Annotated in this window: 10 protein-coding genes; 2 read left to right on the plus strand and 8 right to left on the minus strand. The window is 33.7% G+C overall.

Going from position 1 to position 12,913, the window contains the following annotated elements:
- Positions 1 to 24 precede the first annotated feature (24 nt).
- From thiL to nadA, 3 genes are all read right to left on the minus strand, one after another.
- Positions 25 to 1,065, minus strand: a complete 1,041-nt coding sequence (gene thiL / locus LUA86_RS00485) for a thiamine-phosphate kinase (protein WP_231458582.1) — start codon at positions 1,063 to 1,065, stop codon at positions 25 to 27.
- 90 nt (positions 1,066 to 1,155) lie between these two features.
- Positions 1,156 to 2,388 carry a dicarboxylate/amino acid:cation symporter gene (locus LUA86_RS00490; protein ID WP_231458583.1) on the minus strand — a complete coding sequence of 411 codons (1,233 nt, stop codon included), beginning with the start codon at positions 2,386 to 2,388 and terminating at the stop codon, positions 1,156 to 1,158.
- Between the two features lie 80 nt (positions 2,389 to 2,468).
- On the minus strand, positions 2,469 to 3,461 hold the full coding sequence (gene nadA, locus LUA86_RS00495; RefSeq protein ID WP_370634298.1) for a quinolinate synthase NadA: 993 nt from the start codon (positions 3,459 to 3,461) through the stop codon (positions 2,469 to 2,471).
- A gap of 454 nt (positions 3,462 to 3,915) precedes the next feature.
- Here nadA and nadB point away from each other — a divergent pair, with 454 nt between their 5' ends.
- Together nadB and LUA86_RS00505 are read left to right on the plus strand one after the other, a co-directional pair.
- Positions 3,916 to 5,502 carry an L-aspartate oxidase gene (gene nadB / locus LUA86_RS00500; protein ID WP_231458585.1) on the plus strand — a complete coding sequence of 529 codons (1,587 nt, stop codon included), beginning with the start codon at positions 3,916 to 3,918 and terminating at the stop codon, positions 5,500 to 5,502.
- Positions 5,503 to 5,604: 102 nt separating this feature from the next.
- Positions 5,605 to 6,114: a gamma carbonic anhydrase family protein gene (locus tag LUA86_RS00505; protein ID WP_231458586.1), complete on the plus strand. Its 510-nt coding sequence runs from the start codon at positions 5,605 to 5,607 to the stop codon at positions 6,112 to 6,114.
- Between the two features lie 247 nt (positions 6,115 to 6,361).
- Here the strand turns inward: LUA86_RS00505 and LUA86_RS00510 are convergent, their stop codons facing one another.
- The 5 genes from LUA86_RS00510 to LUA86_RS00530 all read right to left on the minus strand — a co-directional run bounded on the left by LUA86_RS00510 (position 6,362) and on the right by LUA86_RS00530 (position 12,744).
- A complete protein-coding gene (locus LUA86_RS00510) occupies positions 6,362 to 6,856 on the minus strand; it encodes a hypothetical protein (RefSeq protein WP_231458587.1) in 495 nt (164 codons plus the stop codon).
- A complete protein-coding gene (locus LUA86_RS00515) occupies positions 6,832 to 7,152 on the minus strand; it encodes a hypothetical protein (protein ID WP_231458588.1) in 321 nt (106 codons plus the stop codon). Before LUA86_RS00515 ends, LUA86_RS00510 begins: the two co-directional genes overlap by 25 nt.
- 30 nt (positions 7,153 to 7,182) lie before the next feature.
- Positions 7,183 to 8,823 carry an Ig-like domain-containing protein gene (locus LUA86_RS00520; protein WP_231458589.1) on the minus strand — a complete coding sequence of 547 codons (1,641 nt, stop codon included), beginning with the start codon at positions 8,821 to 8,823 and terminating at the stop codon, positions 7,183 to 7,185.
- Between the two features lie 100 nt (positions 8,824 to 8,923).
- Complete coding sequence (gene mnmG / locus LUA86_RS00525) at positions 8,924 to 10,786, minus strand: tRNA uridine-5-carboxymethylaminomethyl(34) synthesis enzyme MnmG (RefSeq protein WP_231458590.1); 1,863 nt, start codon at positions 10,784 to 10,786, stop codon at positions 8,924 to 8,926.
- A gap of 95 nt (positions 10,787 to 10,881) precedes the next feature.
- Complete coding sequence (locus tag LUA86_RS00530; RefSeq protein WP_231458591.1) at positions 10,882 to 12,744, minus strand: ABC-F family ATP-binding cassette domain-containing protein; 1,863 nt, start codon at positions 12,742 to 12,744, stop codon at positions 10,882 to 10,884.
- Positions 12,745 to 12,913 lie beyond the last annotated feature (169 nt).

Below are 12,913 nucleotides of genomic sequence, written 5' to 3' on the forward strand. Positions count from 1 at the left end.
TGTTATTATTTTTTTTATATCTACTTACTTATTAAAAGCATTCCAGCCTTGCGCTTTCAACTCATGAACGTTATCTGATTTTGAAACCATTTTGCAACCCGAATTTTTATCAGTAACATGACCAATTACTGTAATGTCCACATCGTGTTTCAGTTTTTTATAATCATCCTGACTGATGGTAAACAATAATTCATAATCTTCGCCGCCACTTAAAGCACAAACCGTTGGGTCTAATCCTAGTTCTCTAGCGGTTTCGTAAGTCATTGGGTCGAGTGGAATTTTTTCCTCGTAAATTGTAATTCCTTTATCGCTTTGCGTTGCCAAGTGCAAGATTTCAGAAGCTAAACCATCCGAAACATCAATCATCGAAGTTGGTTTAATATTCATATCTTCAAGTAAAGCTACAATATCCATCCTAGCTTCCGGTTTCAATTGTCTTTCGATGATGTAATCTTTTCCTTCTAGATCGGGTTGGATTTGAGGATTTTCAAGATAAATTAATTTTTCTCTTTCGAGGATTTGTAAGCCCACGTAAGCGCCACCTAAATCGCCAGAAACACATAATAAATCATTTTCTTGGGCGCCGTTTCTGTAGACTACTTTATCAGCATAAACATAACCAATACTTGTAATACTGATGACTAAACCTTGCTTACTCGATGAAGTATCACCCCCAATTAAATCGATATTATATTTATTGCAAGCCAGCTCAATGCCTTTGTAAATTTCTTCCACTGCCTCTAATGGAAATTTACTTGATAAACCTATTGATACAGTAATTTGGCTTGCCTTACCATTCATTGCATAAATATCACTCAAATTTACCTGAACGGCCTTATAACCTAAATGCATTAAAGGCACATAGGCTAAATCAAAATGAATACCTTCTAACAATAAATCGGTAGAAATAAGTGTTTGTTTTCCTTTTGAATCTAAAACGGCTGCATCATCACCAATTCCTTTTACAGAATAATCATTTTTTATTTTAAAATTAGTAGTAAGGTGTTTTATCAAGCCAAATTCACCCAATTCATTTATATCTGTGCGTTCTTTATTTTCAAACATATTTTTACATTTTGTAATATAAGGGCAAGGCCCTAGATTTTATTTTAAGTTATAAGCAAATTCTTCGACAAGCTCAGGATGACAATTTAACTATGATAATTTACTTTCCATCCAATTCTTACCTTCTGTAAATCTGGCAATTAGCATGGCTGCAACATTATCACCTGTTGCATTTAACAGCGTAGCCATTGGGTCTACCAAAGTTCCAATAATCATTGCTGGTGGTAAAGCTTCAGGTGGTAATTGGTAGGCAGAAATCATTAGTAATTCTCCAATATATCCACCATTTGGTATGCCACCCTCAACAATACTTACCAAAACAGTAATCCCCAAAGCCAACAAAATAGTATCTACACTAGTTAAATCTTTGCCAAAAATTGCAAAAACAACAGCTATTTTAACAATAGAGCTTATACTAGAACCATCTTTGTGCAAGGTTGAACCTAAGGGGATAGTAACATTGGTAATGTAAGCCGGAACACCCATTTTTGATGCTCCTTCTAAATTTGCAGGAATCGTTGCAATACTGCTGCATGTACCTACAGATGTTAAAGAAGGTACTATGTTGTTCTTCCAGAATATTTTTATTGCTTTAAAACCTCCTGCAACAAAAGCGTATAATGTAAAAAAAACAATGAAATAAAATGCCCCAACACCATAATATAAACCCAAAGCTTTTGCATAAGTACCGAAAAGTTGTGGTCCGAAAACACCAACCTGGTATGCAAAATACGCTCCTAAACCAATCGGTCCTAGTTTCATTATCAAGATGATGAGCTTTTTCATCACCTCATTCCCGGATACTAAAAAGTTTTTAAAGCCTTCGCCTTCTTTTCCTGAATATAGTGTTGAGAAACCAACCAAAACTGAAAAAATAATTAGGGCAAGCATATTCTTCCGACTACCAATTTCGTAGAATTCACCAACTGTTAAAAGTTGCGTCATTTGCCCGCCAAAAGATTGAATCTTTTCATTTTCAAGTGGTAATGTATTGTTTCCAAGTTCCTGATGAATTGGAAAAACCCAGGTGGCCGCCAAGGTTAAAACAGCCGAAATTAAAATTGTAGATAAGAAAACAAGCACCATTATGGTTAAAAGTTTTCCTAATTTTTTTGAACGGTCTATGTTTGCAATGGCAGATGAAACCGCAAAAAATACTAAAGGAATTACCGCTGTAAATAACAGGTTTAAAAATATATCTCCTAGTGGTTTTATACGCTCAACGCTTTTTCCAAAAATTAAGCCCACAATACTACCTACGGTTATACCGAGTAGTAGCCAAAGCAGACCTGAGTAATTTTTAAGAATTTCTGTTATTTTCATATAATTAGCTTTCCGTCATTGCGAGGAACGAAGCAATCTCATTAGTAGATTGCTTCGTTCCTCGCAATGACGGTTTCATTTTATAATCCCAATTCTGCTGAAATATCTAGCATTCTTTGAATCGGTTTACGAGCTTGTTCAATAATATGTTCAGGCACAGTTACTTCGGGCGAACTATTTTTCAAACATAAATATAGCTTTTCTAAAGTATTTCGTTTCATGTAAGGGCAATCATTACAAGCGCAACTATTATTTGGTGGTGCAGGTATAAATGTTTTATCCGGACAAGCTTTTTCCATTTGGTGGATAATTCCACTTTCTGTAGCTACAATAAATTCTGTAGCCGGGTTGCTGATAGAATATTTTAACAATCCAGTGGTAGAACCAATATAATCGGCCATTCTTAAAACAGGTTCTTCACATTCTGGGTGTGCAATAAATTTAGCATTTGGATGGCGTTCTTTGAGCTTTGTTATTTTCTCCTGAGAAAAAATTTCATGAACCATACAAGCTCCATTCCATAGAACCAAATCTCTACCCGTTTTTTTTGCAACCCATGCTCCTAAATTTCTATCCGGCCCAAAAATTATTTTCTGGTCTTTAGGCAAACTTTCTACAATTTGAACAGCATTTGTACTCGTACATACAATATCACTTAAAGCTTTTAATTCAGCTGTACAATTTACGTAGGTAATCACCAGATGATCTGGATATTTTTCCTTAAACTTTTTAAATAAGTGAGGCGGACAACTATCTGCCAAAGAACAACCAGCTTTAACATCAGGTAATAAAACTTTTTTATTTGGCGATAAAATCTTCGCCGTTTCTGCCATAAAATGCACACCAGCAAATACAATTACTTCGGCATCTGTTTTAGCAGCTTCTTGAGATAAGCCTAAACTATCGCCAATGTAATCTGCTATATCCTGAATATCAGGCTCTTGGTAATAATGAGCCAGGATAATTGCATTCTTCTCTTTCTTTAATTTTTCTATTTCTGCAAATAAATCAAGTGTTGGGTCGATATCTTCCTCAACAAATCCTTTTATATTTATTTCTTCTAAGGTATCCATCATCTTTTAACAATTATTTTATTTGGTTTTGAAGCTTGCTCAAAGATAGCAGTTTCCACATCTCAATAATTAATAAGTATTTTAAATAAATAGATCTTGTTTGTTTATTAGTGTGTTAGTATTGTTGGCAAGTTTCGTAAAATTATTCTTTTATGTAAGTTGTTAATCGTTTACTAACATTTAGATTACATTTTTGTAATATCATAAGATTGATATTCAGCACTATCAAAAACAGCTTCAAATTTTATCAATATTGGAATGTTAATTGTTTATAAGTGTGTGAAAAGTTAATTACTTGTACAAAGGTGCTCAAAAATTACCTAAAAGATTGTGGCAAATTGTCTTTTTAGAGTAGCTTTAAACATTCAAATTTATTTGTTAGCATAATTTAGACATAGAGTTAACACTTATTAAATATTTGTTAACATAGTGGATAAAGTAAAAGTTTTTATTGATGAGAAAAGTTGATTTTCTGGTAATAGGTTCAGGTATAGCGGGTTTAAGTTTTGCACTTAAGGCGGCTAAGTATGGTAAGGTTTTAATTGTTACTAAATCTAACGAGGATGAATCTAACACAAAATATGCTCAGGGTGGCGTGGCTGTTGTTGTAGATAAAGATGATTCTTTTGAAAAACATATAGAAGATACGCTGATTGCAGGCGATGGTTTATGCGATAAAAAAATTGTAGAAATCGTTGTAAAAGAAGGACCTCAGCGTATACAGGAGATTATTGACTATGGTATTAACTTCGATAAAGACAACTCTGGTTTTTACGATTTAGCTAAAGAAGGTGGTCATTCAGAGCATCGTGTTTTGCACTATAAAGACATCACCGGATACGAAATTGAAAGGGTTTTGCTACAGGAAATTCATGAAAATCCTAACATAGAGATATTAACACATTACTTTGCATTGGAGTTGATCACTCAACATCACCTTGGTGAGTTTGTTGATAAACGTACTGAAGATATTAACTGTTACGGTATATATGCCTTTAACACAGAGCTTAACGATGTGGAAAAGATTTTAGCAAAGGTTACAGTTATGGCTTCAGGTGGTGCCGGACATGTATATTCTGCTACCACAAATCCGGTAATTGCTACAGGTGATGGTATGGCAATGGTTTACCGTGCAAAAGGAAAAGTTAGAAATATGGAATTTATTCAGTTCCATCCAACAGCTTTATATCATCCAGGAGAATATCCATCATTCTTAATATCTGAAGCTGTTCGCGGTTTTGGTGGTGTGCTTCGCCGTAAAAATGGTGAAGAATTTATGCATGAATATGATGAGCGCAAATCTTTAGCGCCACGTGATATTGTAGCCAGAGCTGTTGATAATGAAATGAAAAAATCTGGTGATGATTTTGTTTTTCTGGACATCACAATGCGTAAGAAAGCGGATATTTTAAAACATTTTCCTAATATTTATGCTAAGTGTTTATCAATTGGTATTGATATGACGAAGGATTACATTCCGGTTACACCAGCATCGCACTATATGTGTGGCGGTATTTTAGTTGATGAATATGGTCGTTCATCTATTAAAAACCTGTATGCTTGTGGCGAATGTTCATCTACAGGTTTACATGGCGCCAATCGCTTGGCTTCAAATTCTTTATTAGAAGCGACCGTTTTTGCACATAGAATATATCAGGATGCAGTAGAAAATTTCAAGAATAACATTATACCAGATAATATACCAGAGTGGGATTCTAAAGGTGTCACACAAATTAATGAAGATGTATTGGTAACCCATAACCTTCGTGAATTGCAAAAGATTATGGGCGATTATGTGGGTATCGTTCGCTCTGATTTTCGTTTAGAAAGGGCACACCGACGTTTATTTCTAATCCATCAGGAAACAGAAGAGTTTTATAAAAAGAATAAAGTTTCCGTTAAGCTTTGTGAGCTAAGAAATGTAATCCAAACTGCTTATTTGGTTATTAAATCGGCAATGCAACGTAAAGAGAGTAGGGGTTTGCATTTTACTACTGATTATCCAATTCATGCTAATGAACTGATTGATACTGTATTTTAGCACTTTTTCATGCTGAGCCTGTCGAAGCAAACTCATAGGTCTTCGACAAGCTCTGATTTACAATTATTTATTACATTCCATTTTACATCTTACATTTTAATTATGCCTTTAATACTTCCCGTAAAAGATAAATACCCTGAAATTGGAAAAGATAACTTTATTGCAGAAAATGCAACCATAGTTGGCGATGTTGTAATTGGCGATAATTGTTCGGTATGGTTTAATGCTGTTGTTAGAGGCGATGTAAACGCCATTACTATTGGAAATGAGTCTAACATTCAAGATGGAGCAGTAATTCATGCTACGTATTTAAAAGCATCTACACATATTGGTAATCGGGTGTCTGTTGGTCATAATGCCATAGTGCATGGCTGTACAGTAAAGGATAATGTATTAATCGGTATGGGTGCAATAGTTATGGATAATGCAATTATCGAAGAATATTGCATTATTGCTGCCGGTTCTGTTGTTTTAGAAAATACAATTTGCGAAACCGGATTTTTGTATGCTGGTACGCCTGCAAAAAAAATAAAGCCCATTACTGATGAGCAAAGGGCTTTATTAAATAAGTTACCAGATAATTATATTATGTATTCTGGTTGGTTTATGTAATTATTTTCTATAATGCATTAGATGAGTTATAATAAATGCCAATAATATTATTGTAAATCCAATAATAAGTGCAATAACTTTCCAGCTACTAACACTTTTTGGCTGATTTAGAATTGTAAATATAGCTGTACTTACTATTGATAAGCAAAATATTAATGATTTATCAGTAATCAAAAAAACTGAACAAATTATTAGTTGAATTATTATGAAGCTAATTGCTAATTTCTTCTCTCTATTAAAATTCATATTATGATATCGATGCACAATGATCTAATTGATAGCCGGCAGTATTTAAACAATGATCGTAGCTTACAACAATTGCAGTAATTGCGACTTGCATTGTAATTTCAGCTACAACACTCCCTATTCCTGCTGTAGTTACTACCGCTAATATGCCAACTGTGATGGCAGATGCCATCTGTAAATTAAAATTGAATTCACATTCTCTCATTGCCATATTAAGCTGGTATAAGCAATCATCGGCATAATTCAATTTTGTGAATGGTGCGTTCAGTGACATTAATTTGCTTGAATTTCTTTTAATATTTTCAAGCTTAATAATTTGATTTTCAGTGTTATTGTTATTTAAAATATTAGATATGATATCCAATTGTTCTTTAGAAGTTAGTTTTTTAAAGTTAGGATATTTTTCAATGAAATTGCTTATTGCTTTTATTTCTGAATTAATTAATTGCAGTATTTTATTTGGATCTCCATTTAGATGATTTGAAATAAATGACAAAACATCTTCTTTTGTTTTAGCGTTTTTTTTGAAATTGTTAATGTCAGAGTCTGTAGTTTTTTCCTAATAATACCTTTGTCTACAATATCTAAAGAATTAAGCTTTGCTTCAGCTAGAAGTAATCTATTAGAATTTAGAAATGTGTTGATGTTTTGGTCATCTTGCATTAAAATCTTGAAATCGTCTTCTGTTTTGAAATCATCTTCTTTTTTACATCCATTGGTGAATAGTGAAAGGATCAGGATTAAAGGAATTAATTTGTTTTCTGAGTTAAGTAGCGTTTTTAGTTTTATCATTTTTTTATAATTTAATATTCTACTATAATATTATTTATTATTATTTGGTATAGTTAAATTATTTTCAATATCCCAGTTTGGTCTTAAAGATATTTCATCTTTTGAATACCAGATTTTTTCTGGTTGAGTGCCTGATTTTAGATTTCCTGTATCCCAGATTCCATTTTTATTATCATCATAAACTACTCTTATTAAGTATTTTGCAGCTGGATAATTATTAAAGTTCAGTTTGATGTTTGATCTGATGGCATAAGATTTAATTAATACTTTCTTATCATTCAAAATTTCGATAATATAACTTTTTGAGGTATCTGGAACGGATACATTTAATGCAAGGTTTCCATAATTATCGGCTGCATCTAAAGTAAACTTCTTTGTAAATTCCTTATTTTTAGAATTAAAAATCCCTGTAAATGCACCTGCAGCAAATTTGATATCATAATTCCTTTTTGCCTTCCATGGAAAAATAACGTAGTATTTTAGAAAGTCTGTACTATCTTTTAATAATTGAAAATTTGTGCGTTTTATGGAATCATCAAGTAGGGAAATTTTACTTTCATCGGCACTGGTAATCGGTAAAGGAAAATTCAGCGTGTAACGTTGATGTGGATTTAGCTTGCCGGCACCAGCATTATCAGTTGGTGTTAAATCTCTAACGTAAGTATCTTTCTTCGAGCGACTTAAATTTACAGTTTGCAATAATTTTCCCTGGTCTTTAATTGCTACTTTTATAGAGTCGAAACTTAAATCATTTAGCCATACTTTTGCCGAATCGTTGTTTTTACTAAAACGAAGCCTTTTGCCAACATCAACGCCCGCAGGCTCAGTTACTATTATATCTGGATTTTTAAGTTGCTGTGTAAAGCTGAGGCTTATGCTACCATCGTTATTTAATTTACTATCTGTAACCCTAAATTCTGGAGATAACTCTTTAAAAACGCTTAGGTTAACATTTTCAACATTCTTTTCAATGTTAACCGGCTCTTTTAAATAGCCAACTTCATCGTTAATTTGTTGGTATACTTTATCTCCTCCACCTTTTGCTTCCTTAATTGCATACACTTTATATTTTCCCTTACGGAGATTATTTAGCTTATAATTTCCTGAGCTGTCTGTTAAAGTATAAATAGAAGGGCGTTTCTTACCAAAAAGGGTATCTCGTTCTAAAGGAAATATAAGAACAGTAACATCCATTTCATCTTCACCTGTTAAGGCATTTGTTACCTTGCCGCTTAAAGAAAGCGAGTCAATTTCTGGACCGGTAGAAAATACATAACTAAAGTTTTTGAGCACATTACTTTCATTAATATCTGCAATAGATTTACCGAAATTTAAAGTGTAAGTTGTATTTTTCTCTAATGTATCTGCAATTGAAATTTCTAATGATCTTTTTTTGATTTTTAGAATTGGCGCCTTTTCCAATTCAGGTGAAATCGAAAATTCTTTAGTTTCATCTACTATTTTAAAATATTCATCAAATTCTATAACAATTTTTTTTGCGCTAAAATTTCTTGTCAGATTTTTCGGGCTAATGCTTAAAACTTTTGGTGGCGTTTTGTCTTGCGGTCCACCTGTAATTGGTTGTGGTGAAGCACAGCCGAAAGATAGACTAATAATCGCCAAAGCCATCAAATTTATTAGGTTAAAATACGGTGTTTTAATATTTGGCATTTTTAAGCGTTTTAAGGCGTTTTTAATGATTGTGGAACTTTTATATTAAAATAATTTTTTATTCAATTTAATTAGATATTCATAACCATTTGTAAATCAGCTACTTATTTATATAAACCATTAAAACTGATATATCTGATGGTGAAACTCCTGAAATACGGGAAGCCTGACCCAAAGTGCGTGGTTTTATTTTAAATAATTTCTCGCGAGCTTCTTTTGATATGGAAACGATTTTGTTGTAGTCAAAATCTGCTCGAATTTCTTTGTCTTCCATTTTTAGCATTTTAGCTACAATTTCATTTTCTTTTTCAAAATAGCTTTCATATTTTATTTTGATTTCTGCCTGTTCAATGGTCTCTTCATCCAAGTCTTTTGTAGCTTCACTTAAAGGCTTACTTACTTTAATAATGTCTTGGATGCCGACATGAGGTCTGCCGATTAAACTGTGTATTTTTACATTTTGGTTTAATGTACTAGAACCTAAGCTTTCAAGCATAGGATTTGCATCAGCCATTTCTATACCTTGATTTCGGGTGTATTTTACTAAAGCATCTGCAGCTGCAACTTTGTGTTTAACTTTTTCCAAACGTTCATCAGATATTAAACCTAATTCATGGCCAATAGGAGAGAGGCGAATATCAGCATTATCTTGTCTTAATAGCAAACGATGCTCAGCTCTGGAAGTAAACATTCTGTATGGTTCTTCTGTGCCTTTAGTTACCAAATCATCAATTAAAACACCAATATAACTTTCTGAGCGTTTCATTATCAGCTCATGTTTATCATTAATTTTTTGATGCGCATTTATACCCGCCATAAAGCCTTGACATGCGGCTTCTTCATATCCGGTAGTACCATTTATCTGGCCGGCTAAAAATAAATTCTTTATCAGCTTTGTTTCTAAGGTTAACGATAATTGGGTAGGAGGGAAGAAATCATATTCTATGGCATAGCCTGGTCTAAACATTTTAGCTTGTTCAAAACCCGGAATTAATCTTAATGCTTTAAATTGTACATCCTCTGGAAGTGATGTTGAAAAACCATTAACATAAATTTCACATGTATTCCATCCTTCTGGTTCAACAAAAATCTGGTGTCTATCTCTTTCTGCAAATCTGTTTATTTTATCTTCAATAGATGGACAATACCTCGGACCTAAACCTTTAATCCTGCCTGTAAACATTGGAGATTTTTCAAAGCCCTCTTTTAATGTTTCATGAACTTCACTATTGGTATAAGTAATCCAGCAACAACGTTGGTCAGTTGATACTACTGTATCAGTAAAAGAGAATTTGCTTTTATCACTGTCGCCCCACTGCTCTTCCATTTTTATGTAGTCCAGGCTTCTACCATCAACTCTTGGTGGCGTTCCGGTTTTCATTCTGCCCGCTTCCATACCTAGTTCCACCAGTTGTTCTGTTATACCAGTAGATGATTTTTCGGCAGTTCTACCTCCTCCAAATTTCTTTTCTCCTATATGAATTATTCCATTTAAAAAGGTTCCATTAGTAAGAACAACAGCGGTGCTTTCAATTTCGATACCTAGAGATGTTTTCACACCATATACGGTATTGTCTTTAACTAATAAACCTACCACGTTATCCTGCCACATGTCAAGATTCTGAGTCTGCTCAAGTGCTAATCGCCACTCTTCGGCAAATTTCATTCTATCTATTTGTGCTCTAGGACTCCACATTGCAGGTCCTTTCGATTTATTAAGCATTCTAAATTGAATGGTTGATTTGTCGGAGATTATACCTGAGTAACCACCCATAGCATCAACTTCACGAACAATCTGACCTTTTGCAACACCACCCATAGCAGGATTACAGCTCATTTGTGCTATAGTTCCCATATTCATGGTGATCAGTAAAACCTTCGATCCTAAGTTGGCAGCAGCAGCAGCAGCTTCGCAGCCTGCGTGGCCGGCGCCAACAACAATCAAATCATATTTTGCAAACATTGTATTTTCTATTAACGTTCCACGTGGAACATGTATTTATTTTTCTAAGTTTCTGTATATGTTCCACGTGAAACATTTACATAAATTAGCTATTATTAATTTTCAGATAACTCTAACCACCTCAAAGTGTATTCATCTAAAAGTGCTTTTTGCTTTTCTATCTCCTCTGAAACTTCCTGTATTTTTTTATAATCTGCAGCATCGATAGTAAGTAATTTTGCAGTTAGCTCAGCTATTTTGGCTTCTGCTTGCTCTATGCTTTGTTCGCTTTCTTCAAGCTCTTTCTGCTCCTTATAACTTAGTTTTTTAGTGCTTTTTGTATTTACAATATCAAGAACAGGTTCAACAGGCTTTTTAATTTCTGTTTTTTTAGGTTGTTCTAAACTCAATCTATATTCAGAATAATTACCGTTATATATTTTCACAACACCTTCGCCTTCCATTATAAAAAGCTGATCGCTCATCTTATCTAATAAATATCTATCGTGAGAAACAAGCATCAAAATACCAGGGAAATTCTCTAAAAATTCTTCTAATACATTAAGTGTATCAATGTCTAAATCGTTGGTTGGCTCATCCAAAATTAAGAAGTTTGGGTTTTGCATTAAAACCTTCATCAAGTTTAATCGCTTCTTTTCACCACCACTTAATTTTTCTACCATGCCATGTTGTTTCTTTGGAGGGAAAAGAAAAAGAGTAAGTAGGGCAGAAGCAGTAATTACAGAACCATCTGCCATTTTAATATATTCGGCATCTGATTTAACAATATCAATTACTCTTTCTTTCGGATCAAATGTTAATCCGCCTTGTTTGTAATATCCGAAAACGGTGGTTTCACCAATATCCACTTTACCGGCATCTGGCTGAAGTTGGTTAGTAATAATGTTTAACAGCGTGGATTTGCCTGTTCCGTTTTTACCGGCTAAGCCAATTCTATCGCCTTTTTTAAAGGTGTAACTGAAATCATTTATAATCTGGCGGCCATCAAAAGCTTTTGCTATGTTTTCAAGTTCAATAATCTTACCGCCTTGGCGAGACATCTTCATTTTTAACGTAACACTTTGATTATCAGACTTTTTCTTTGTTTTTTCCTCTAAATCATAAAATGCATTTATTCTGGCGTTAGATTTAGTCGCACGAGCTTGTGGCATACGCCTCATCCACTCCAACTCTTTCTTTAATAGCTGTTGGTTCTTGTGTAAAACGGTTGCATCAGAAGCCTCTCTTTCAGCCTTCTTCTCTAAGAAGTATGCGTAATTTCCATTATAGTTAAAAATCTTTCCGCCATCTAATTCTACAATTGTATTGCAAACATTATCTAAGAAATATCTATCATGAGTAACCAATAAAATTGTTTTCTGTCCGGTGGTTAAAAGTTTTTCTAACCATTCAATCGTATCAATATCTAAATGGTTGGTCGGCTCATCCAAAACTAAAATTTCTGGATCTTCTATTAATAATTTGGCTAGAGCCAAACGTTTCTTTTGTCCGCCAGAAAGGGTAGATATTTTTTGTTGCAAATGAGTAATGCCCATTCTGTTCAAAATGGTTTTTATCTCATGCTCATATTCCCAGGCATTGTGTTCGCTTAGTTCTTCATATAAACGGTTAAGCGTTTTTTCGTCAGGGTTAGGATTTTCGATTAATTCTTCATATTCCTTAATCAACTGCTGTTGCTTATTCTCTAAAGAAAATATATGATCGCTAATAGAAAATCCTTCAGTAAACTGAGGTTCCTGATCTAAGAAACCGATTTTAACAGATTTATTTTTTACAATTTTTCCTTCGAGCGGAGGAAACCTTTCGGCTAATAATTTTAAAAGTGTGCTTTTACCCGCACCATTAATTCCAACAAGCGCTACCCGCTGTCCGGAATTAATTCCTAGGGTTAAATTTTTAAATAGCCATTCATCATGGTAGCCATGACCCAAACCTTCTGCCGCAATTAGTGTGCTCAATTTCTTTGTGTTTCGAATTTATAAAGGAAAATTGCAACAAAAGTACGGATAAAATATTTGAGACAATAAATTGTATTTATAATGCCTTACAATGCCGCTAAATATTGCATAATATTGATTGTTAAAAACCTTAAAAACAAAACAGCGGAGGAATCGCTCCGCCGCTGCT

The sequence above is a fragment of the Pedobacter sp. Leaf132 genome (assembly GCF_920984695.1).
Lineage (GTDB): Bacteria > Bacteroidota > Bacteroidia > Sphingobacteriales > Sphingobacteriaceae > Pedobacter.

Bases quoted from the DNA above. Each gene is read 5' to 3' on its own strand.
- thiL (WP_231458582.1), bottom strand. From the start codon at position 1,065: ATGTTTGAAAATAAAGAACGCACAGATATAAATGAATTGGGTGAATTT.
- LUA86_RS00490 (WP_231458583.1), bottom strand. From the start codon at position 2,388: ATGAAAATAACAGAAATTCTTAAAAATTACTCAGGTCTGCTTTGGCTA.
- nadA (WP_370634298.1), bottom strand. From the start codon at position 3,461: ATGGATACCTTAGAAGAAATAAATATAAAAGGATTTGTTGAGGAAGAT.
- nadB (WP_231458585.1), top strand. From the start codon at position 3,916: ATGAGAAAAGTTGATTTTCTGGTAATAGGTTCAGGTATAGCGGGTTTA.
- LUA86_RS00505 (WP_231458586.1), top strand. From the start codon at position 5,605: ATGCCTTTAATACTTCCCGTAAAAGATAAATACCCTGAAATTGGAAAA.
- LUA86_RS00515 (WP_231458588.1), bottom strand. From the start codon at position 7,152: ATGATAAAACTAAAAACGCTACTTAACTCAGAAAACAAATTAATTCCT.
- LUA86_RS00520 (WP_231458589.1), bottom strand. From the start codon at position 8,823: ATGCCAAATATTAAAACACCGTATTTTAACCTAATAAATTTGATGGCT.
- mnmG (WP_231458590.1), bottom strand. From the start codon at position 10,786: ATGTTTGCAAAATATGATTTGATTGTTGTTGGCGCCGGCCACGCAGGC.